The organism is Enterobacter sp. 118C5, assembly GCF_034107645.1.
Lineage (GTDB): Bacteria > Pseudomonadota > Gammaproteobacteria > Enterobacterales > Enterobacteriaceae > Enterobacter > Enterobacter nematophilus.
On the sequence record NZ_JAWNEU010000009.1, the window covers coordinates 107,919 to 127,949 of the forward strand.

Genomic DNA, 20,031 nt, shown 5'->3' on the forward strand with positions numbered 1-20,031 from the left:
CTGTAGCAGGAAGGAACAGCATGACTGATGTAACTGTAAAATCGCTGGCTGCTGAGATTCAGACCTCCGTGGACCGCCTGGTACAGCAATTTGCTGATGCAGGGATCCCGAAGTCCGCTGATGACTCGGTGACCGCGCAAGAAAAACAAACCTTGTTAACGCACCTGAACCGCGAACACGGTTCTACGCCTGACAAGTTAACGCTGCAGCGCAAAACGCGCAGCACGTTAAACATTCCTGGTACCGGTGGCAAAAGCAAATCGGTACAAATTGAAGTCCGCAAGACGCGCACCTTTGTAAAACGTGATCCGCAAGAGGCAGAACGCCTTGCCGCGGAAGAGCAGGCACAGCGTGAAGCGGAAGAACAAGCTCAGCGTGAGGCGGAAGCAGCCGCCAAACGTGAAGCAGAATTAAAAGCTGAACGTGAGGCCGCAGAAAAAGCGAAACGCGACGCCAGTGATAAAGTGAAGCGTGACGCTGCGGAAAAAGACAAAGTGAGCAATCAACAGACAGACGAAATGACCAAAACCGCCCAGGCTGAAAAAGCCCGCCGTGAAAATGAAGCTGCCGAGCTGAAGCGTAAAGCGGAAGAAGAAGCCCGCCGTAAGCTGGAAGAAGAAGCTCGCCGCGTCGCTGAAGAAGCGCGCCGTATGGCAGAAGAAAACGAGAAGAATGGCGTGAATACCGCTGAACCGACTGAAGATACCAGCGACTATCACGTGACCACTTCTCAGCATGCGCGTCAGGCTGAAGATGATAACGACCGTGAAGTAGAAGGCGGCCGTGGCCGTGGTCGTAATGCAAAAGCCGCGCGTCCGGCGAAGAAAGGTAACAAACACGCTGAATCTAAAGCTGACCGTGAAGAAGCACGTGCAGCGGTTCGCGGTGGTAAAGGCGGCAAGCGTAAAGGTTCTTCTCTGCAGCAGGGCTTCCAGAAGCCAGCTCAGGCGGTTAACCGTGACGTCGTGATTGGCGAAACCATCACCGTTGGCGATCTGGCGAACAAGATGGCGGTTAAAGGCTCTCAGGTCATCAAAGCGATGATGAAGCTGGGCGCAATGGCAACCATCAACCAGGTTATCGACCAGGAAACCGCACAGCTGGTTGCCGAAGAGATGGGCCACAAAGTTATCCTGCGTCGTGAAAACGAGCTGGAAGAAGCAGTAATGAGCGACCGTGACACTGGCGCTGCGGCTGAACCGCGTGCACCGGTTGTGACCATCATGGGTCACGTTGACCACGGTAAAACCTCTCTGCTCGACTACATTCGTTCTACGAAGGTTGCCTCCGGCGAAGCGGGTGGTATTACCCAGCACATCGGTGCTTACCACGTAGAAACCGAAAACGGCATGATCACCTTCCTGGATACCCCAGGCCACGCAGCGTTCACCTCAATGCGTGCTCGTGGTGCTCAGGCTACGGATATCGTTGTACTGGTTGTTGCAGCAGACGATGGCGTTATGCCACAGACCATTGAAGCTATCCAGCACGCAAAAGCGGCGCAGGTGCCTCTGGTTGTTGCGGTCAACAAAATCGATAAGCCAGAAGCCGATCTGGACCGCGTGAAGAACGAACTGTCTCAGTACGGCGTTATGCCGGAAGAGTGGGGTGGCGAAGCGCAGTTCATCCCTGTATCTGCAAAAGCGGGTACCGGTATCGACGACCTGCTGAACGCTATCCTGCTTCAGGCTGAAGTTCTGGAGCTGAAAGCCGTTCGTAAAGGTATGGCGAGCGGCGCGGTGATCGAATCCTTCCTGGATAAAGGTCGTGGTCCGGTTGCAACGGTTCTGGTTCGCGAAGGTACCCTGAACAAGGGCGACATCGTTCTGTGTGGCTTCGAATACGGTCGCGTTCGTGCGATGCGTAACGAACTGGGTCAGGAAGTGCTGGAGGCAGGTCCGTCCATTCCAGTGGAAATCCTGGGTCTGTCCGGTGTTCCGGCTGCCGGTGATGAAGTGACCGTGGTGCGTGACGAGAAGAAAGCGCGTGAAGTGGCACTGTATCGTCAGGGCAAATTCCGTGAAGTTAAACTGGCTCGTCAGCAGAAATCTAAACTTGAGAACATGTTTGCGAACATGGCTGAAGGCGAAGTTCACGAAGTGAACGTCGTCCTGAAAGCGGACGTTCAGGGTTCTGTGGAAGCGATCTCCGACTCCTTGCTGAAACTGTCTACCGACGAAGTGAAAGTGAAGATCATCGGTTCTGGCGTAGGTGGTATCACCGAAACCGACGCAACCCTGGCTGCGGCATCCAACGCTATCCTGGTTGGCTTCAACGTGCGTGCTGATGCATCTGCTCGCCGCGTGATCGAAGCGGAAAGCCTGGATCTGCGCTACTACTCCGTCATCTATAACCTGATCGACGAAGTGAAAGCTGCGATGAGCGGTATGCTGTCTCCTGAGCTGAAACAGCAGATCATCGGTCTGGCTGAAGTGCGTGACGTGTTCAAATCACCGAAATTCGGTGCTATCGCGGGCTGTATGGTTACCGAAGGTACCATCAAGCGTCACAACCCAATCCGCGTACTGCGTGACAACGTGGTTATCTACGAAGGCGAGCTGGAATCCCTGCGCCGCTTCAAAGATGACGTTAACGAAGTCCGTAACGGCATGGAATGTGGTATCGGCGTGAAGAACTACAACGACGTTCGCGTTGGCGATATGATCGAAGTGTTCGAAATCATCGAGATCCAACGCAGCATCGACTAATCCTTCAGGGATAAGTCCATATGTAGGCCGGGATCGCCTCGTGCCACCCGGCAATAATTTTAAAAGGGGCTTTTAGCCCCTTTTTTGTCTGGAGAATTTATTATGGCGAAAGAATTTGGTCGCCCACAGCGCGTGGCGCAGGAGATGCAGAAAGAGATCGCACTCATCCTGCAACGCGAAATTAAAGACCCGCGTATCGGTATGATGACCACCGTATCTGGCGTGGAAATGTCTCGTGACCTGGCCTATGCCAAAGTGTTCGTAACCTTCCTGAACGATCAGGACGAAGCGGCGGTTAAAAACGGCATTAAAGCACTGCAGGAAGCCTCTGGTTTCATCCGCTCTCTGCTCGGCAAAGCGATGCGCCTGCGTATCGTGCCAGAGCTGACCTTCTTCTACGACAACTCGCTGGTCGAAGGTATGCGCATGTCCAACCTGGTGACCAGCGTGGTGAAACATGACGACGAACGTCGTGTTAACCCGACGGACGACAGCAAGGAGGACTGATGAGTCGTCCTCGTCGTCGCGGTCGCGACGTGCATGGCGTGCTGCTGCTGGATAAACCGCAGGGTGCATCCAGCAACGACGTGCTGCAAAAAGTGAAGCGTATTTATAACGCTAACCGTGCGGGCCACACCGGCGCGCTGGATCCGCTGGCGACCGGCATGCTGCCGATTTGCCTGGGTGAAGCGACAAAGTTTTCCCAGTACCTGCTCGATTCCGATAAACGCTACCGCGTTATCGCTAAACTGGGCCAGCGTACGGATACCTCCGACGCGGATGGTCAGGTAGTAGAAGAGCGCCCGGTGACCTTCAGCGCCGAACAGCTTGATGCGGCCCTGGAGAGCTTCCGCGGGGACACAATGCAGGTGCCGTCGATGTATTCGGCGCTGAAATATCAGGGCAAGAAGCTCTACGAATATGCGCGACAGGGAATTGACGTCCCGCGCGAAGCCCGTCCGATTACCGTGTATGAGCTGCTGTTCATTCGCCACGAAGGCAATGAGCTGGAGCTGGAAGTCCACTGTTCGAAAGGGACCTATATTCGCACCATCATTGACGATCTGGGTGAAAAGCTGGGCTGCGGCGCGCATGTGATCTACCTGCGTCGTCTGGCGGTCAGTAAATATCCTGTGGAACGCATGGTGACGCTTGAGCAGCTGCGCGCGTTGGCTGAGCAGGCACAAGCGCAGGGAGTGGAACCTGCAGATTTGCTGGATCCATTGCTGATGCCAATGGACAGTCCGGCAGCGGACTTCCCGATCGTTAATCTTCCTTTAACATCGTCCGTTTACTTTAAGAACGGAAACCCGGTTCGTACGGCGAATGCGCCGCTGGATGGACTGGTACGCGTGACGGAAGGTGACGAAGGGAAATTTATCGGTATGGGCGAAATGGACGGTGAAGGGCGCGTTGCGCCGCGTCGTCTGGTCGTCGAATATCCGGTCGACGCGTGACGGCGATAACGGCTCACCTTGCGATAAGCAGGGGAGACGAGTAGAATATCGCCGCTTAACGCCCGGTGAATTGTTTAACAATCTGCGGGGCGTACATGGGGTCGCTGAATTAGAGATCGGCACCCTTACATTCTTTATACTTTGGAGTTTGAAAATGTCTCTAAGCGTTGAAGCTAAAGCTAAAATCGTTTCTGAGTTTGGTCGTGGTACTAACGACAGCGGTTCTACCGAAGTTCAGGTTGCACTGCTGACTGCACAGATTAACCACCTGCAGGGTCACTTTGCAGAGCACAAAAAAGATCACCACAGCCGTCGTGGTCTGCTGCGCATGGTTTCTCAGCGTCGTAAACTGCTCGACTACCTGAAGCGTAAAGATGTTGCACGCTACACCGCGCTGATCGAGCGTCTGGGTCTGCGTCGCTAAGTCTTGCGAGTTTCAGAAAAGGGGGCCTGATGGCCCCTTTTTTCAACCAGACGGCAGCAATTCAATGGAAACTATTGTATTGTTGCTATAAATGATCTTCATTGCAGAGGTTCGCGCGGCTAATGAGAGGCTTCACCCATGGGGGTGTCGGTTGTCATTAGTCGCGAGGATGCGAAGAAGGTCGGGTTAAATCGACAGCACGCCGGCGGTGTGCTGTCATACATTTAAGAAAGGACAGAATTTTGCTGAATCCGATCGTTCGTAAATTCCAGTATGGTCAACATACCGTCACGCTGGAAACCGGCATGATGGCACGTCAGGCGACTGCTGCCGTTATGGTAAGCATGGATGACACCGCGGTATTCGTTACCGTAGTTGGCCAGAAAAAAGCTAAACCAGGTCAGGACTTCTTCCCGCTGACCGTAAACTACCAGGAGCGTACCTACGCTGCCGGTAAAATCCCGGGTGGCTTCTTCCGTCGTGAAGGCCGTCCAAGCGAAGGCGAAACCCTGATCGCGCGTCTGATTGACCGCCCGGTTCGTCCGCTGTTCCCGGAAGGCTTCGTTAACGAAGTTCAGGTTATCGCGACCGTTGTTTCCGTTAACCCACAGGTTAACCCGGACATCGTTGCGATGATCGGTGCTTCCGCTGCCCTGTCACTGTCTGGTATTCCATTCAATGGCCCAATCGGTGCCGCGCGCGTCGGTTACATCAACGACCAGTACGTGCTGAACCCAACTCAGGAAGAGCTGAAAGAGAGTAAGCTGGACCTGGTTGTAGCCGGTACTGAAGCAGCTGTGCTGATGGTTGAATCCGAAGCTGAACTGCTGAGCGAAGACCAGATGCTGGGCGCTGTGGTGTTCGGTCACGAGCAGCAGCAGATTGTAATCCAGAACATCAACGACCTGGTGAAAGAAGCCGGTAAGCCACGTTGGGACTGGCAGCCAGAAGCGGCAAACGACGCGCTGAACGCACGCGTTGCGGCACTGGCAGAATCTCGTCTGAGCGATGCATACCGCATCACCGACAAACAGGAGCGTTATGCTCAGGTTGACGCGATCAAAGATGAAACCATCGCCACCCTGGTCGCTGAAGACGAAACGCTGGACGCTAACGAGCTGAGCGAAATCCTGCACGCTATCGAGAAAAACGTTGTTCGTAGCCGCGTACTGGCAGGCGAGCCGCGCATCGATGGCCGTGAAAAAGACATGATCCGTGGTCTGGACGTGCGTACTGGCGTACTGCCTCGTACTCACGGTTCCGCGCTGTTCACCCGTGGTGAAACGCAGGCGCTGGTTACCGCAACCCTGGGTACCGCACGTGACGCGCAGATCATCGACGAACTGATGGGCGAGCGTACTGACAACTTCCTGTTCCACTACAACTTCCCTCCGTACTCTGTGGGCGAAACCGGTATGGTTGGCTCACCGAAGCGTCGTGAAATTGGTCACGGTCGTCTGGCGAAGCGCGGTGTGCTGGCAGTGATGCCAGAAGCTGACAAATTCCCGTACACCGTTCGCGTGGTTTCTGAAATCACCGAATCCAACGGTTCTTCTTCCATGGCTTCCGTATGTGGTGCTTCTCTGGCGCTGATGGATGCAGGCGTGCCGATCAAAGCCGCTGTTGCGGGTATCGCAATGGGTCTGGTGAAAGAAGGCGACAACTTCGTTGTTCTGTCTGACATTCTGGGTGACGAAGACCACCTGGGCGATATGGACTTCAAAGTAGCGGGTTCCCGCGACGGTATCTCTGCCCTGCAGATGGATATCAAAATTGAAGGTATCACCAAAGAGATCATGCAGGTTGCTCTGAACCAGGCTAAAGGTGCGCGTCTGCACATCCTGGGCGTGATGGAACAGGCTATCAACGCGCCACGCGGTGATATCTCTGAATTCGCTCCGCGTATTCACACCATCAAGATCAATCCAGACAAGATCAAAGATGTTATCGGCAAGGGCGGTTCCGTAATCCGCGCGCTGACCGAAGAGACTGGCACCACCATTGAAATCGAAGATGACGGTACTGTGAAGATTGCAGCTACCGACGGCGAGAAAGCGAAATTCGCAATCCGTCGCATCGAAGAGATCACTGCTGAAATCGAAGTGGGCCGCGTCTACGCGGGTAAAGTGACCCGTATCGTTGACTTTGGCGCGTTCGTTGCCATCGGTGGCGGTAAAGAAGGTCTGGTTCACATCTCTCAGATCGCTGACAAGCGCGTTGAAAAAGTGACCGATTACCTGCAGATGGGTCAGGAAGTGCCGGTTAAAGTTCTGGAAGTTGATCGCCAGGGCCGTATCCGTCTGAGCATTAAAGAAGCAACCGAGCAGTCTCCTGCCGCTGCGCCAGAAGCGCCAGCCGCAGAACAAGGCGAGTAAGGTAGCATTTGCCCTCCGCTTCGGCGGAGGGTTTATTATCAGGCAGGACGCCTTGTTAAGCCGCCGGGGGACAGGACGTTCATCCAATAGTTGTCTTCGGGAGTGGGAAATGAAGCCTTTTTTGCGCTGGTGTTTCGTTGCGACAGCTTTAACGCTGGCAGGATGCAGCAACTCTGCCTGGCGTAAGAGCGAAGTCCTCGCAGTGCCATTGCAACCGACTTTGCAGCAGGAAGTGATTCTGGCACGCATGGAACAAATACTTGCCAGTCGGGCTTTAACCGATGACGAACGCGCACAGCTTTTATATGAGCGCGGAGTGTTGTATGATAGTCTCGGTCTGAGGGCATTAGCGCGAAATGATTTTTCACAAGCGCTGGCTATCCGACCTGATATGCCTGAAGTATTCAATTACTTAGGCATTTATTTAACGCAGGCAGGCAATTTTGATGCTGCCTATGAAGCGTTTGATTCTGTACTTGAGCTTGATCCAACTTACAACTACGCGCACTTGAATCGCGGTATCGCATTGTATTACGGCGGTCGCGATAAGTTAGCGCAAGATGATCTGCTGGCGTTTTATCAAGACGATCCTAATGATCCTTTCCGTAGCCTGTGGCTTTACATCGTTGAGCGGAAGCTCGATGAGAAGCAGGCAAAAGAAGCCCTGAAACAGCGCTTCGATAAATCGGACAAGGAACAGTGGGGATGGAACATTGTCGAGTTCTACCTGGGCAACATTAGCGAAGCAACGCTGATGGAACGCCTCAAGGCGGACGCAACGGATAACACCTCGCTCGCTGAGCATCTCAGTGAAACCAACTTCTATTTAGGTAAGTACTACCTAAGTCTGGGGGATATGGACAGCGCTACGGCACTGTTCAAATTAGCGGTTGCTAACAACGTACATAACTTCGTTGAGCACCGTTATGCATTGTTGGAATTATCGCTCTTGGGCCAGGAGCAAGACGACCTGGCAGAATCGGACCAGCAATAGCTGACGACATAAACATCAGCCCGTAATCTTTTGATTGCCATCACCTTCACTGGTGAGGGCGTTGTTGTTCGTCAATACACCTACTTTGAGCCGGTTCACACTTTTCAATGAAAATTGCTAATCATTTTCACGATGAGCTAAGTAGACTGGCCGCCATTGACATTGAGGCACTCGTACTACATGGCTGAATTCGAAACCACTTTTGCAGATCTGGGCCTGAAGGCTCCTATCCTTGAAGCCCTTAACGATCTGGGTTACGAAAAACCATCTCCGATCCAGGCAGAATGTATCCCGCATCTGCTCTCTGGTCGTGACGTGCTGGGCATGGCCCAGACTGGTAGCGGTAAAACTGCAGCGTTCTCGCTGCCGCTGCTGAACAACATCGATCCGGACCTGCGTGCACCGCAGATCCTCGTCCTGGCTCCAACCCGTGAACTGGCTGTTCAGGTTGCTGAAGCAATGACGGAATTCTCTAAACATATGCGCGGCGTAAACGTGGTAGCCCTGTACGGCGGCCAGCGTTATGACGTGCAGTTACGCGCCCTGCGCCAGGGCCCACAGATTGTCGTCGGTACGCCGGGCCGTCTGCTGGATCACCTGAAGCGCGGTACTCTGGACCTCTCTAAACTGAGCGGCCTGGTACTGGATGAAGCAGATGAAATGCTGCGTATGGGCTTCATCGAAGACGTAGAAACCATCATGGCGCAGATCCCGGAAGGTCACCAGACCGCTCTGTTCTCTGCCACCATGCCAGAAGCGATCCGTCGCATTACCCGCCGCTTCATGAAAGAGCCGCAGGAAGTGCGTATTCAGTCCAGCGTGACCACTCGCCCGGACATCAGCCAGAGCTACTGGTCCGTGTACGGCATGCGCAAAAACGAAGCGCTGGTCCGTTTCCTGGAAGCGGAAGATTTTGATGCGGCGATTATCTTCGTGCGTACCAAAAATGCGACCCTGGAAGTGGCTGAAGCGCTGGAGCGTAACGGCTACAACAGCGCAGCGCTGAACGGCGACATGAACCAGGCTCTGCGTGAGCAGACGCTGGAGCGTCTGAAAGACGGTCGTCTGGATATCCTGATTGCAACCGACGTGGCAGCACGTGGCCTGGACGTTGAGCGTATCAGCCTGGTTGTAAACTACGACATCCCAATGGACTCCGAGTCTTACGTTCACCGTATCGGTCGTACCGGTCGTGCGGGTCGTGCTGGCCGTGCGCTGCTGTTCGTTGAGAACCGCGAGCGTCGTCTGCTGCGCAACATCGAACGCACCATGAAGCTGACCATTCCGGAAGCGGACTTGCCAAACGCAGACCTGCTGGGCAAACGCCGTCTGGAAAAATTCGCCGCAAAAGTACAGCAGCAGCTGGAAAGCAGCGATCTGGATCAGTACCGTGCACTGCTGTCGCAGATTCAGCCTGTTGCTGAAGGCGAAGAGCTGGACATGGAAACGCTGGCAGCAGCACTGCTGAAAATGGCTCAGGGCGAACGTAGCCTGATCGTGCCACCAGATGCACCGATGCGTCCTAAGCGCGAGTTCCGTGACCGTGACGATCGTTTTGAACGTCGTGGCGACCGCAACGATCGTGGTCCACGCGGCGATCGTCCAGAGCGTGGTGGTGAAGACCGCCCACGTCGTGAACGTCGTGACGCGGGTGATATGGAACTGTACCGCATTGAAGTGGGCCGTGATGATGGTGTTGAAGTTCGTCACATCGTTGGCGCGATTGCTAACGAAGGCGACATCAGCAGCCGTTACATCGGTAACATCAAGCTGTTCGCATCCCACTCTACCATCGAGCTGCCAAAAGGCATGCCGGGCGAAGTACTGCAGCACTTTACTCGCACCCGCATCCTGAACAAGCCGATGAACATGCAGCTGCTGGGCGATGCACAGCCACGTCCTGACCGCGGTGGTGAACGTCGTGGCGGTGGTCGCGGTTTCGGCGGCGAGCGTCGTGAAGGCGGTCGCAGCGAAGGTCGCGGTGGTGAAGGTCGTCGTTTCTCCGGCGAGCGCCGCGAAAGCCGTGGCCCACGTCGTGAAGAAGGCACCAGCCGTCGTCGTTTCGGTGACGCGTAAGCATTACGCTTCTGACGTAAAGTAAAATATACAACCCCGATACACGCTATCGGGGCTTTTTTTATTCCCTTTGTACTCTTGTACTGGTACAGTGCGTCACACTAAAATGCAGAACCGCATGATTAACTGGAGACAAGGCTGTATGGCGACACTAACCACCACCCAAACGTCACCTTCGCTGCTTGGCGGCGTGGTGATCATCGGCGGAACCATTATAGGTGCCGGGATGTTCTCCCTGCCCGTGGTCATGTCCGGTGCGTGGTTCTTCTGGTCGCTGGCGGCGCTGCTCTTTACCTGGTTCTGTATGCTCCATTCCGGGCTGATGATCCTTGAAGCGAACCTGAACTACCGTATTGGCTCCAGCTTCGACACCATCACCAAAGATCTGCTGGGCAAAGGCTGGAACCTGGTGAACGGGCTTTCCATCGCGTTTGTGCTCTACATTCTGACCTACGCGTATATCTCGGCGAGCGGCTCGATTCTGCATCATACCTTTGCTGAGATGTCGCTGAACGTTCCGGCGCGTCTGGCGGGGCTGTGCTTTGCCCTGGGCGTGGCGTTTATCGTCTGGATGAGTACCAAAGCAGTAAGCCGCATGACGGCCATCGTGCTGGGCGCGAAGGTTATTACCTTCTTCCTGACCTTCGGCAGCCTGCTGGGGCACGTCACGCCCGCCACGCTGTTTAACGTCGCGGAAGTGAACACCTCCTACACCCCGTATCTGCTGATGACGCTGCCGTTCTGCCTGGCGTCGTTTGGCTACCACGGTAACGTGCCGAGCCTGATGAAGTACTACGGCAAAGATCCACGCACCATCGTGAAATGCCTGGTCTACGGCACGCTGCTGGCGCTGGGGCTGTATGTGATTTGGCTGCTGGGGACGATGGGCAACATCCCGCGTCCGGAATTTATCGGCATTGCGCAGAAGGGGGGTAACATCGACGTGCTGGTGCAGGCCCTGAGCGGCGTGCTGAACAGCCGCAGTCTGGATCTGCTGCTGGTGGTCTTCTCGAACTTTGCGGTGGCGAGTTCTTTCCTCGGCGTAACGCTTGGCCTGTTTGACTACCTGGCGGATCTGTTCGGCTTTGATGACTCCGCGATGGGGCGTTTCAAAACCGCGCTGCTAACCTTCCTGCCGCCGATTGTCGGTGGTCTGCTGTGGCCGAACGGCTTCCTGTACGCCATCGGCTATGCAGGGCTGGCAGCAACCATCTGGGCGGCGATTGTGCCGGCGCTGCTGGCGCGCAAATCACGTCAACGCTTCGGCAGCCCAAAATTCCGCGTCTGGGGCGGAAAGCCGATGATTGCCCTGATCCTGGTGTTTGGGGTGGGTAACGCGGTGGTTCACGTGCTGTCGAGCTTTAATCTATTACCTGTGTATCAATAAATACCTCTTTTCACCCTCTCCCTGTGGGAGAGGGCTGGGGTGAGGGCAACAAAACGCACTACATTTCTTCTTTCACCTGCATCGCCAAATCAAACGAGTGCAGGCGCGCCTGGTGATCGAAAATCTGGCCGTTGACCATAATCTCATCCGCCTGCGTTTCACGCAGCACCGCTTCCAGCCCGTGACGCACTTTCGCCTTATCGCCCACCAGCGACATGCTCAGCGCCTGCTGTACGCCATACTGCTCGGAGGCGGACCACAGCTGATGCATATTCTCCACCGGCGGCGGAAGCTGGCCCGTCTCGCCGCGACGCAGCTTCACAAATGCCTGCTGCATGGAGGTGAAGAGGAAATCCGCGTCGCGGTTGCTGTCGGCGGCAATGATGTTGATACACACCATCGCGTACGGCTTCTCCAGACGCTCGGACGGTTTGAAATTCGTGCGGTAGAGGTGCAGCGCCTGATGCAGCATATCCGGCGCGAAGTGGGAGGCGAACGCGAACGGCAGCCCCAGCTGCGCGGCAAGCTGCGCACTATAAAGGCTTGAGCCTAACAGCCACACCGGGATCTTCTCGCCGTAGCCCGGCACTGGGCGCACGTGCGGGTTCGGATCGCGCGCGTCGAACCAGTCCACCAGCTCCGCCACGTCGCGCGGGAAGTTGTCGATATCGCCGCTCATATGGCGGCGCAGGGCGCGCATGGTTGGCTGATCGCTGCCCGGCGCACGACCAAGCCCCAGGTCAATACGGCCCGGAAAGAGAGTATTCAGCGTGCCAAACTGCTCGGCAATCACCAGCGGGGCGTGGTTCGGCAGCATTACGCCACCGGAGCCCAGGTGCAGGGTGGTGGTATTTGCTGCCAGATAGCCAATCAGTACCGAGGTCGCAGCGCTGGCGATGCCCACCATATTGTGGTGTTCGGCCAGCCAGTAGCGGTGATAGCCACGCTTTTCGGCCAGCTGAGCCAGATCGAGAGAGTGCGAAAAGGCTTCTCGCGCGGAGGAGCCTTGTGGGATCGGCGCCAGATCCAGCACCGAAAACGGAATGGTTTTGTCAGTCATAACAGCTCACTTTGTCGACGGTCAATCTTTAATACTGCATTAAAAAATGATAACCGTTGTTAACAAAGTGAGCCTTTTTTAGGCCTGAAGTTCCAGCCCGGCCAGACGTTTCCAGTAACCGTTGCAGTCGCTGTTTGCCGTCAGCGGCAGCGGCGACGCGCCGTTTTCGTTGGCGCGGAAGGCGTCCAGCATCGCGAACACGCTGGTATCCAGCGGCGAAAGGCGCACCATGTCCACCAGCCCGTCCATCGACGCCAGCTCGTTACCGAGGTTATAGACATAGCCGCTCATGGTCTGAATACCGTTCAGAACAAATACCTGCTGATTTTCCTGCGACAGCATGCTGCGCCCGTTCGGGTATTTAATGCAGCAGGTTTCGCATTCGTCTTTCGGGCGATCCTCCGAGCGCGCGGTGAAGCAGCGGGCGGAGTAGGCCAGCGGCAGATGGCCATAGCTCAGCACTTCCACTTCGAACTGATGGCGAATGCCCAGCTCGTCGCACTGGTTCAGCAGGTTTGCCAGCCAGTCGCGGGAGAGCTCCACCGGCATGCACCAGCGCGTCATTCCCTGTTTGAGCAGCAGGCGCAGGGTGACGGCGTTATAGCAGTTCAGCGCATGGCCCGCGACAAACGGCAGCCTGCGTTCGGCGCACATGTTCACCACGCCCAGATCGCTCGCTTCCAGCAGAAACTCACCGTTTTCGACGTAGCGCTTCAGCTCGCCCAGTTCGGACGAGGCCTGCACCAGCGCGAGCGTTGACAGCACAACCTGTTTGCCGCTGCTGGCCAGGCTTTTCGCCATGTCCAGCCAGTCGCCCACTTTGGTAGCGCGGCGTTTGCTGCATACCGCTTCACCGAGGTAAATCACATCGGCGCTGCTGGTGGCGGCCTGTTGGTAAAAATCTTCCAGCGTCTCTTTTGGCCAGTAGTAGAGCACCGGCCCTAATGAATATTTCATGGTTATCTCACTGCCATTTACGGTGATACGCGCCAAGCGTGGTTTGCGTACCTTCGGACATCGATCCGAGCGTCTCCATCCACGCCGCTTGCGGGGCATAGTTCTGCGGGTCCGCCATGCAGCGGTCGATGGCCTGACGCCACACTTTCGCCACCTGGCTCACGTAGGCCGGGCTGCGCTGACGACCTTCAATTTTCACCGAGGCAATATTGGCGGCCAGCAGCTCCGGCAGCAGCTCCAGCGTGTTAAGGCTGGTGGGCTCTTCCAGCGCGTGGTAGCGCTCGCCGTCGACCAGGTAGCGGCCTTTGCACAGCGTCGGATAACCCGCGTTTTCACCGTCCTGATAGCGGTCGATCAGCACTTCATTCAGACGCGACTCCAGCCCCTGCGGGGTTTGCTGCCAGCGGACGAAGCGGGCAGGGGAGCAGGCCCCGACGGTATTCGGCGATTCACCGGTTAAGTAAGAAGAAAGATAGCAACGGCCTTCGGCCATGATGCACAGGCTACCAAAGGCAAAAACCTCCAGCGGTACTGGCGTGACGCGCGCGAGTTGCTTAACCTGATGAATAGAGAGCACTCGCGGCAACACCACGCGGGCGACGTCAAAGTGTTGATGGTAAAAACGCACCGCCTCTTCGTTGGTGGCAGATGCCTGAACAGAGACATGGCGCTCAATATGCGGATAGCGTTCTGCCGCATACTCAAGCATGGCGAGGTCGGCCAGGATTAACGCATCGGCACCCAGCTGTGCTGCCATATCTACCGCGCGCTGCCAGCGGGCGTAACCGTCAGGATGGGCAAACGTGTTGATGGCAATATGCAGCTTGCGGCGGTGCTGATGAACGAAGTTAACGGCTTCCTGAAGCTTTTTCTCCGTAAAGTTGAGGCCAGCGAAATGGCGGGCGTTAGTGTCATCTTTCAGCCCGATATAGACCGCATCGGCCCCATTTTCGATGGCCGCCTTAAGCGCCGGAAGGTTTCCGGCAGGGCAGAGCAGCTCCATAAATTATCCTGATGTAGTCGATAGCAAAATTGTTAACGAGCTGGGATTTTAATTAACCCATACGCGACAATTTTTGATTTAAGGCAGCTAATGGCGTATTGATGGCACCAATAATGAGGTACATCGGACGACGGTTTGTTGATTTACGCCGCTATGTTCTGGAATGGATGTGGCAAAATAGCGGGACTATAGCTATCAGGGAGTAAAGCTCGTGCTGGATAAACTGCGTTCACGTCTCGTACAATTCGGTCCATCAATGCTGAGCGTGCCGGTCAGGCTGGCGCCGTTCGCGCTTAAACGCCAGGTGCTGGAGCAGGTCCTGAGCTGGCAGTTCCGTCAGGCGCTGCAGGACGGTGAACTGGAGTTTCTTGAAGGCCGCTGGTTAAGCATTGAGGTACGTGACATCGGGCTGCGCTGGTTTACTTCGGTTGAGAACGACCAGCTGATCGTTCGGGAGTCCGCCGAGGCGGACGTGAGCTTTAGCGCCAGCGCCAGCGACCTGCTGATGATTGCCGCGCGCAAGCAGGATCCGGATACGCTCTTCTTCCAGCGACGTCTGGTGATTGAGGGCGACACGGAGCTTGGCCTGTACGTTAAGAATTTAATGGATGCCATTGAGCTGGAGCAGATGCCGAAGGCGCTGCGCGTGATGTTAATGCAAATGGCAGATTTCGTTGAGGCGGGGCTGAAATCCCCGCCGGACAGTAAACACACTTCAGTAGGTGAGCCATGCTGATTCGAGTCGAAATAGGGATTGATGCACCGGGTATCGATGCGTTATTACGCCGCTCTTTTGAGAGCGACGCGGAAGCCCAACTGGTCCACGATCTCCGTGAAGACGGCCTGATCACGCTGGGGCTGGTTGCCACCGATGACGAAGGTCAGGTTGTCGGCTATGTCGCCTTCAGCCCGGTGATCGTTCAGGGTGAAGATCTTCAGTGGGTGGGCATGGCACCGCTGGCGGTGGATGAAAACTACCGCGGGCAGGGCCTGGCGCGCCAGCTGGTCTATGAAGGACTGGACTCGCTGAATGAGTTTGGCTATGCCGCCGTGGTCACGCTGGGCGACCCGGCGTTCTATGGCCGTTTAGGCTTCGAGCAGGCCGCGCATTACGATCTGCGCTGCCGCTGGCCGGGTACCGAATCCGCCTTCCAGGTGCATCGCCTGGCGGATGATGCCCTGAACGGCGTAAATGGTCTGGTGGACTACCACGATCATTTCAATCGCTTTTAATCAGGCTCTCGCGTAGCGCCTCAAAGGAGCCGTCTCCGGTCACGAGGCGCTCTTTCTGGCGCTTCGTCAGCTGCTTGATGCGGTACTCCAGCCTGAGCGCCAGCGATCTGTCGCCCACGGCGGCAGAAAAAGCCAGCTGCAGTTCGCCTTTCCCCCGCAGCGCTTTTGCCCCTTTCCCCGTTTGATGTTGTAAAAAACGCCGCGCCACATCGGTGGTGATCCCGGTGTAGAGTGCGTTATCAGCGGTTCGGACAAGATAGAGAAACCAGCACACGGTAAACAGATTCAGTATGTTAAGGTGAACGCACCATAGCATGAGAGAGAACGAAAATGGAAACACTGGCCGCCATTAACCGCTGGCTGGCGAAGCAGCATGTCGTGACCTGGTGCGTATATCGCGAGGGCGAGATGTGGTGCGCCAACGCCTTTTACTACTACGATCCTGAACGCGTCGCTTTTTACGTCATGAGTGAGGACAAAACGCGGCATGCGCAGATGACCGGCCAGCAGGCAAAGGTGGCGGGCACGGTAAACGGCCAGCCCAAAACGGTCGCGCTGATCCGCGGCGTGCAGTTTAAGGGTGAGATTCGTCGTCTGGAAGGGGAGGAAAGCGACGCGCAGCGTAAACGCTACACGCGCCGCTTCCCGGTTGCCGCTGCGCTAAAAGCCCCGGTGTGGGAAATCCGCCTCGATGAGCTGAAATTTACCGATAACACCCTGGGCTTCGGCAAGAAGCTTCACTGGCTACGCGCCGAGCAGGCGTAGCGCCTCGCGGTTAAACGCCGGGAGATCGTCCGGGGTCCGGCTGGTGATCAGCTGGTCGTTGTCGTTGACCACCTCCTGATCGTAAAACTCGGCCCCTGCGTTTTTCAGATCGATAACGATCGGTTTCACCGCCGTAAGCTTACGCCCGCGAACCACTTCGGCGCTGATCAGCAGCTGCGGGCCGTGGCAGATGGCAAAGACCGGCTTGCCGGTGCCGACAAAGTCCCGGGTAAAGGTCACGAAGCGCTCGTCCCCGCGCAGGGAATCCGGTGAATGGCCGCCTGGCAGCAGCAGGGCGTCGAAATCAGACGGGCTAACGTTATCGATGGTTTCGTCGATGGTCACGCTGGCTTCGCCCTTATGGCCTTTCACCGTTTTGCCCGCTTCTTTCTCAATGGTGATGACCTCGTGTCCCGCCTTGCGGAACGCCTCTGCAGGAGAGGTGAATTCTGAATCTTCAAACTCGTCGGTAATCAAGACTGCGATTTTCTTGCCCATGCTTCCTCCGTTGTTTTGGCTTCAGACTGATTTTTCTCCGCTTGTGGTAAATACTTACCTGTAACAGACTTCTAAGTGTGGTCGACCACGCTGAGTTCGCAAACGGACAATTCTGTAAAGGGGATAAGATGAGTCAGGTACTGATTACAGGCGCAACCGGGCTGGTGGGCGGGCATCTGCTGCGGCTGCTGATCCAGGATCGCCATATTAACTTCATCGCTGCACCGACGCGTCGCCCGCTGTTGGACATCTCCGGCGTCTTTAACCCGCACGATCCACAGCTCACCGACGCGCTGGCGCAGGTGCAGGACCCGATAGATATCGCCTTTTGCTGCCTGGGCACGACGCGGCGTGAGGCGGGCAGTAAAGAAGCCTTTGTTCATGCGGACTACACGCTGGTGGTGGATACCGCCCTGACGGCGAAAAAGCTGGGGGCAAAACATTTCCTGGTGGTCAGCTCGCACGGCGCCAGCACCGGCTCACCGTTTTTTTACAATCAGGTGAAGGGCAAAATGGAAGAGGCGCTGATTGCCCAGAAGTGGGAGCGTCTGACAATCGTGCGGCCTTCCATGCTGATGGGGCACCGCGACGAACGGCGTTTTAACGAATCCTTCTTCGCCCCGCTGTTTCGCATCCTGCCGGGCAACTGGAAGTCCATTGAGGCGCGGGACGTTGCGCAGGCGATGCTGAAAGAGGCGCTGGCACCGTCGCAGGAGGGCGTCAATATCATCCCTTCGGCAAAACTGCGTGAAATCGCGCAGGGCGAGGCGTAAACTTCTCCGGCTTATTAAATAACACTCTCCGGGGAATGGTATGACTGGTCAGTCTTCATCTCAGGCGGCAACACCTGTCCAATGGTGGAAGCCCGCACTCTTCTTTCTCGTGGTCATCATTGGCCTCTGGTATGTGAAATGGCAGCCGTATTATGGTAAAGCCTTCACCGCTGCCGAAACGCACAGCATCGGTAAATCTATTCTCGCTCAGGCTGATGCCAGCCCGCTGAAGGCGGCGTGGGATTACGCCATGGTCTACTTCCTGGCGGTGTGGAAAGCTGCCGTCTTAGGGGTGATCCTGGGTTCGCTGATTCAGGTGCTTATTCCGCGAAACTGGCTGGTGAAAACACTCGGGCAGCCGCGCTTTCAGGGCACGCTGCTGGGGACGATTTTCTCTCTGCCGGGCATGATGTGCTCCTGCTGCGCCGCACCGGTTGCGGCGGGCATGCGCCGCCAGCGCGTATCCATGGGCGGCGCGCTGGCGTTCTGGATGGGGAACCCGCTGCTCAACCCGGCGACGCTGGTGTTTATGGGCTTTGTGCTCGGCTGGCATTTTGCCGCTATCCGTCTGGTTGCCGGGCTGCTGACGGTGCTGGTGGTGGCGACGCTGGTACAAAAACTGGTGAAGGATACTGCCGTCGAACCCGCAGCCGTTGAACTGGACGTCAGCGAACCGCAGGGCGGTTTCTTCACTCGCTGGGGTAAGGCGCTGTGGCAGCTTTTCTGGAGCACCATTCCGGTCTATATCCTGGCGGTACTGGTTCTGGGCGCGGCGCGCGTCTGGCTCTTCCCGCATGCGGATGGGGCGATCGACAACACGCTGATGTGGGTGATTGCGATGGCCGTTGCAGGCTGCCTGTTTGTGATCCCCACGGCGGCAGAAATTCCGATTGTCCAGACCATGATGCTGGCCGGTATGGGGACCGCACCGGCGCTGGCGCTGCTTATCACCTTGCCGGCAATCAGCCTGCCGTCGCTCATCATGCTGCGTAAGTCTTTCCCGGCGAAAGCTCTGTGGCTGACGGCGGGGCTGGTGGCGTTGAGCGGGGTGATGGTGGGAAGTATTGCGTTGATGTAAAAAAAAGCCCGGTGGCGCTCGCGCTTACCGGGCCTACAGTCAGGTGTGGATTACTTAATGTAGGTAAACGCGGTGGTGACGTGCTTCACGCCGCTCACCCGGCTGGCGATATCCGCCGCCGCTTTCCCTTCACGGTCGGTCACCAGACCCAGCAGGAACACTTCACCGTTTTCGGTCGTTACCTTCACGTTGGAGGATTTCACCTGGTCTGAACCCAGCAGCTGGGAGCGGACTTTGGTGGTGATCCAGGTGTCAGACGACGCGGTGCCCAGGCTGATTGGCTGACCCTGACGGATTTCATTGAAGACTTCCGTGGTGCCCTCAACGCCCATCGCGATCTGCTTCGCGCGGCTGGAGAGCTCGGTATTCGGTGCCTGACCCGTCAGCAGGACTTTGCCCTGATAGGCCGTCACGTTGATACGCGCTTCTTTCTTGATTTGTTCGTCTTTCGACAGCGCGCTGTTGACCCGCAGCTCCAGCGTACCGTCATCCACCTGCGTTCCCACAGAGCGCGGATCGGTCGCCGCTTTGGTGCCCACTGCGGCAGTACCCACAACGGCCGCAGCGATACATCCCTGAAGCATTAATGCAGACATAAGGACTGCGAGGGTCGATAAAGCCTTCATAAAAACTCCTTAATCATCCTGGTGAGGGAAAAGCGTGTTATCGATCAAATCGCATAAGCAGTTTACCGTTAGCATATGCATCTCCTGAATACGTGCGCTACGGTGAGACGGAATGCGGATTTCCACATCCTGCGGCCCGAGCAGACCCGCCAGCTCACCGCCGTCGTAGCCGGTTAAGGCGACGATGGTCATGTCGCGGGTAACGGCGGCTTCAACGGCTTTGACGATGTCCCGGCTGTTGCCGCGCGTGGAGATGGCCAGCAGCACATCGCCGGCATGCCCAAGGGCGCGCACCTGCTTTGCGTAAATTTCGTCATGCAGACGATCGTTAGCAATCGCTGTTAAGACCACATTATCGGTATTAAGTGCAATGGCAGGTAAACTTGGGCGTTCGGTTTCAAAACGGTTAATCATGCTGGCAGCAAAATGCTGTGCGTTGGCGGCTGAGGTTCCGTTGCCACAACAGAGGATTTTGTTGCCGTTAAGCAGGGATTGCACCAGCGTCATTGCAGCGCGAGAGATCGCGTCCGGAAGGGCTTCCGCCGCGGCAATCTGAGTCTGGATGCTTTCTGTGAAGCACACTTTAATTCTTTCGAGCACGTTATCCCTTTTAAATC

Annotated in this window: 21 protein-coding genes; 14 read left to right on the forward strand and 7 right to left on the reverse strand. The window is 56.3% G+C overall.

Annotated elements, in window-relative coordinates:
* Window positions 1-20: 20 nt before the first annotated feature.
* From infB to mtr, 9 genes are all read left to right on the forward strand, one after another.
* Window positions 21-2,708 carry a translation initiation factor IF-2 gene (infB, locus tag UTO39_RS15840; protein WP_041907885.1) on the forward strand — a complete coding sequence of 896 codons (2,688 nt, stop codon included), beginning with the start codon at window positions 21-23 and terminating at the stop codon, window positions 2,706-2,708.
* Window positions 2,709-2,810: 102 nt separating this feature from the next.
* The gene (gene rbfA / locus UTO39_RS15845; protein ID WP_041907887.1) at window positions 2,811-3,215 is read left to right on the forward strand and encodes a 30S ribosome-binding factor RbfA; all 405 of its coding nucleotides are present in this window, start codon (window positions 2,811-2,813) and stop codon (window positions 3,213-3,215) included.
* The gene (gene truB / locus UTO39_RS15850) at window positions 3,215-4,165 is read left to right on the forward strand and encodes a tRNA pseudouridine(55) synthase TruB (protein ID WP_320727548.1); all 951 of its coding nucleotides are present in this window, start codon (window positions 3,215-3,217) and stop codon (window positions 4,163-4,165) included. Before rbfA ends, truB begins: the two co-directional genes overlap by 1 nt.
* 154 nt (window positions 4,166-4,319) lie before the next feature.
* Window positions 4,320-4,589 (forward strand): 30S ribosomal protein S15, encoded by a 270-nt coding sequence (rpsO, locus tag UTO39_RS15855; protein WP_003861789.1) that lies wholly within the window; start codon window positions 4,320-4,322, stop codon window positions 4,587-4,589.
* Between the two features lie 242 nt (window positions 4,590-4,831).
* Window positions 4,832-6,964 (forward strand): polyribonucleotide nucleotidyltransferase, encoded by a 2,133-nt coding sequence (gene pnp, locus UTO39_RS15860; RefSeq protein ID WP_061096958.1) that lies wholly within the window; start codon window positions 4,832-4,834, stop codon window positions 6,962-6,964.
* 109 nt (window positions 6,965-7,073) lie between these two features.
* On the forward strand, window positions 7,074-7,958 hold the full coding sequence (nlpI, locus tag UTO39_RS15865) for a lipoprotein NlpI (protein ID WP_061096959.1): 885 nt from the start codon (window positions 7,074-7,076) through the stop codon (window positions 7,956-7,958).
* Window positions 7,959-8,065: 107 nt separating this feature from the next.
* Window positions 8,066-8,146: a protein YrbN gene (gene yrbN, locus UTO39_RS22350; protein ID WP_100122156.1), complete on the forward strand. Its 81-nt coding sequence runs from the start codon at window positions 8,066-8,068 to the stop codon at window positions 8,144-8,146.
* Window positions 8,139-10,034, forward strand: a complete 1,896-nt coding sequence (locus tag UTO39_RS15870) for a DEAD/DEAH family ATP-dependent RNA helicase (protein WP_041907893.1) — start codon at window positions 8,139-8,141, stop codon at window positions 10,032-10,034. Before yrbN ends, UTO39_RS15870 begins: the two co-directional genes overlap by 8 nt.
* Window positions 10,035-10,176: 142 nt before the next feature.
* On the forward strand, window positions 10,177-11,421 hold the full coding sequence (gene mtr / locus UTO39_RS15875; protein ID WP_320727549.1) for a tryptophan permease: 1,245 nt from the start codon (window positions 10,177-10,179) through the stop codon (window positions 11,419-11,421).
* A 58-nt stretch (window positions 11,422-11,479) separates the two neighbouring features.
* Here the strand turns inward: mtr and UTO39_RS15880 are convergent, their stop codons facing one another.
* The 3 genes from UTO39_RS15880 to UTO39_RS15890 form a co-directional block, all read right to left on the reverse strand.
* Window positions 11,480-12,481: a luciferase-like monooxygenase gene (locus UTO39_RS15880; protein WP_320727550.1), complete on the reverse strand. Its 1,002-nt coding sequence runs from the start codon at window positions 12,479-12,481 to the stop codon at window positions 11,480-11,482.
* Window positions 12,482-12,559: 78 nt separating this feature from the next.
* On the reverse strand, window positions 12,560-13,438 hold the full coding sequence (locus UTO39_RS15885) for a U32 family peptidase (protein ID WP_151412470.1): 879 nt from the start codon (window positions 13,436-13,438) through the stop codon (window positions 12,560-12,562).
* A gap of 7 nt (window positions 13,439-13,445) precedes the next feature.
* Window positions 13,446-14,441, reverse strand: coding sequence for a peptidase U32 family protein (locus tag UTO39_RS15890; RefSeq protein ID WP_014885366.1), 996 nt, complete (start codon window positions 14,439-14,441; stop codon window positions 13,446-13,448).
* A 211-nt stretch (window positions 14,442-14,652) separates the two neighbouring features.
* On the opposite strand from UTO39_RS15890, the gene UTO39_RS15895 reads away from it, so the two are divergent.
* Window positions 14,653-15,177 (forward strand): SCP2 domain-containing protein, encoded by a 525-nt coding sequence (locus tag UTO39_RS15895; RefSeq protein WP_266178964.1) that lies wholly within the window; start codon window positions 14,653-14,655, stop codon window positions 15,175-15,177.
* A complete protein-coding gene (locus UTO39_RS15900; protein WP_041907900.1) occupies window positions 15,171-15,674 on the forward strand; it encodes a GNAT family N-acetyltransferase in 504 nt (167 codons plus the stop codon). The genes UTO39_RS15895 and UTO39_RS15900 overlap by 7 nt, the downstream gene beginning before the upstream one ends.
* On the opposite strand, the gene UTO39_RS15905 is transcribed toward UTO39_RS15900, so the two are convergent.
* On the reverse strand, window positions 15,661-15,990 hold the full coding sequence (locus UTO39_RS15905) for a GIY-YIG nuclease family protein (protein WP_045260079.1): 330 nt from the start codon (window positions 15,988-15,990) through the stop codon (window positions 15,661-15,663). The two genes, UTO39_RS15900 and UTO39_RS15905, sit on opposite strands and share 14 nt — an antisense overlap.
* 14 nt (window positions 15,991-16,004) lie before the next feature.
* Between UTO39_RS15905 and UTO39_RS15910 the strand changes: the two genes are divergently transcribed.
* Window positions 16,005-16,439 carry a YhbP family protein gene (locus tag UTO39_RS15910; RefSeq protein ID WP_061096965.1) on the forward strand — a complete coding sequence of 145 codons (435 nt, stop codon included), beginning with the start codon at window positions 16,005-16,007 and terminating at the stop codon, window positions 16,437-16,439.
* On the opposite strand, the gene UTO39_RS15915 is transcribed toward UTO39_RS15910, so the two are convergent.
* Window positions 16,419-16,937 (reverse strand): type 1 glutamine amidotransferase domain-containing protein, encoded by a 519-nt coding sequence (locus tag UTO39_RS15915; RefSeq protein WP_061096966.1) that lies wholly within the window; start codon window positions 16,935-16,937, stop codon window positions 16,419-16,421. The genes UTO39_RS15910 and UTO39_RS15915 overlap by 21 nt on opposite strands.
* Window positions 16,938-17,065: 128 nt before the next feature.
* On the opposite strand from UTO39_RS15915, the gene UTO39_RS15920 reads away from it, so the two are divergent.
* Window positions 17,066-17,710 (forward strand): NAD(P)H-binding protein, encoded by a 645-nt coding sequence (locus tag UTO39_RS15920; RefSeq protein WP_151412472.1) that lies wholly within the window; start codon window positions 17,066-17,068, stop codon window positions 17,708-17,710.
* Between the two features lie 40 nt (window positions 17,711-17,750).
* Window positions 17,751-18,788 carry a permease gene (locus UTO39_RS15925; protein WP_028014535.1) on the forward strand — a complete coding sequence of 346 codons (1,038 nt, stop codon included), beginning with the start codon at window positions 17,751-17,753 and terminating at the stop codon, window positions 18,786-18,788.
* 50 nt (window positions 18,789-18,838) lie between these two features.
* Here UTO39_RS15925 and dolP read toward each other — a convergent pair whose 3' ends face one another.
* Together dolP and diaA are read right to left on the reverse strand one after the other, a co-directional pair.
* Window positions 18,839-19,414: a division/outer membrane stress-associated lipid-binding lipoprotein gene (gene dolP / locus UTO39_RS15930; protein WP_320727551.1), complete on the reverse strand. Its 576-nt coding sequence runs from the start codon at window positions 19,412-19,414 to the stop codon at window positions 18,839-18,841.
* Window positions 19,415-19,423: 9 nt separating this feature from the next.
* Window positions 19,424-20,014: a DnaA initiator-associating protein DiaA gene (diaA, locus tag UTO39_RS15935; RefSeq protein ID WP_003861754.1), complete on the reverse strand. Its 591-nt coding sequence runs from the start codon at window positions 20,012-20,014 to the stop codon at window positions 19,424-19,426.
* Window positions 20,015-20,031 lie beyond the last annotated feature (17 nt).

What these genes read in the sequence shown, in the direction of transcription:
- UTO39_RS15900 (WP_041907900.1), top strand. Translation starts at nt 15,171, where the DNA reads ATGCTGATTCGAGTCGAAATAGGGATTGATGCACCGGGTATCGATGCG.
- UTO39_RS15870 (WP_041907893.1), top strand. Translation starts at nt 8,139, where the DNA reads ATGGCTGAATTCGAAACCACTTTTGCAGATCTGGGCCTGAAGGCTCCT.
- yrbN (WP_100122156.1), top strand. Translation starts at nt 8,066, where the DNA reads ATGAAAATTGCTAATCATTTTCACGATGAGCTAAGTAGACTGGCCGCC.
- nlpI (WP_061096959.1), top strand. Translation starts at nt 7,074, where the DNA reads ATGAAGCCTTTTTTGCGCTGGTGTTTCGTTGCGACAGCTTTAACGCTG.
- dolP (WP_320727551.1), bottom strand. Translation starts at nt 19,414, where the DNA reads ATGAAGGCTTTATCGACCCTCGCAGTCCTTATGTCTGCATTAATGCTT.
- UTO39_RS15910 (WP_061096965.1), top strand. Translation starts at nt 16,005, where the DNA reads ATGGAAACACTGGCCGCCATTAACCGCTGGCTGGCGAAGCAGCATGTC.
- UTO39_RS15880 (WP_320727550.1), bottom strand. Translation starts at nt 12,481, where the DNA reads ATGACTGACAAAACCATTCCGTTTTCGGTGCTGGATCTGGCGCCGATC.
- mtr (WP_320727549.1), top strand. Translation starts at nt 10,177, where the DNA reads ATGGCGACACTAACCACCACCCAAACGTCACCTTCGCTGCTTGGCGGC.
- rpsO (WP_003861789.1), top strand. Translation starts at nt 4,320, where the DNA reads ATGTCTCTAAGCGTTGAAGCTAAAGCTAAAATCGTTTCTGAGTTTGGT.
- UTO39_RS15920 (WP_151412472.1), top strand. Translation starts at nt 17,066, where the DNA reads ATGAGTCAGGTACTGATTACAGGCGCAACCGGGCTGGTGGGCGGGCAT.
- UTO39_RS15885 (WP_151412470.1), bottom strand. Translation starts at nt 13,438, where the DNA reads ATGAAATATTCATTAGGGCCGGTGCTCTACTACTGGCCAAAAGAGACG.
- UTO39_RS15925 (WP_028014535.1), top strand. Translation starts at nt 17,751, where the DNA reads ATGACTGGTCAGTCTTCATCTCAGGCGGCAACACCTGTCCAATGGTGG.
- infB (WP_041907885.1), top strand. Translation starts at nt 21, where the DNA reads ATGACTGATGTAACTGTAAAATCGCTGGCTGCTGAGATTCAGACCTCC.
- rbfA (WP_041907887.1), top strand. Translation starts at nt 2,811, where the DNA reads ATGGCGAAAGAATTTGGTCGCCCACAGCGCGTGGCGCAGGAGATGCAG.
- UTO39_RS15905 (WP_045260079.1), bottom strand. Translation starts at nt 15,990, where the DNA reads ATGCTATGGTGCGTTCACCTTAACATACTGAATCTGTTTACCGTGTGC.
- truB (WP_320727548.1), top strand. Translation starts at nt 3,215, where the DNA reads ATGAGTCGTCCTCGTCGTCGCGGTCGCGACGTGCATGGCGTGCTGCTG.
- UTO39_RS15890 (WP_014885366.1), bottom strand. Translation starts at nt 14,441, where the DNA reads ATGGAGCTGCTCTGCCCTGCCGGAAACCTTCCGGCGCTTAAGGCGGCC.
- UTO39_RS15915 (WP_061096966.1), bottom strand. Translation starts at nt 16,937, where the DNA reads ATGGGCAAGAAAATCGCAGTCTTGATTACCGACGAGTTTGAAGATTCA.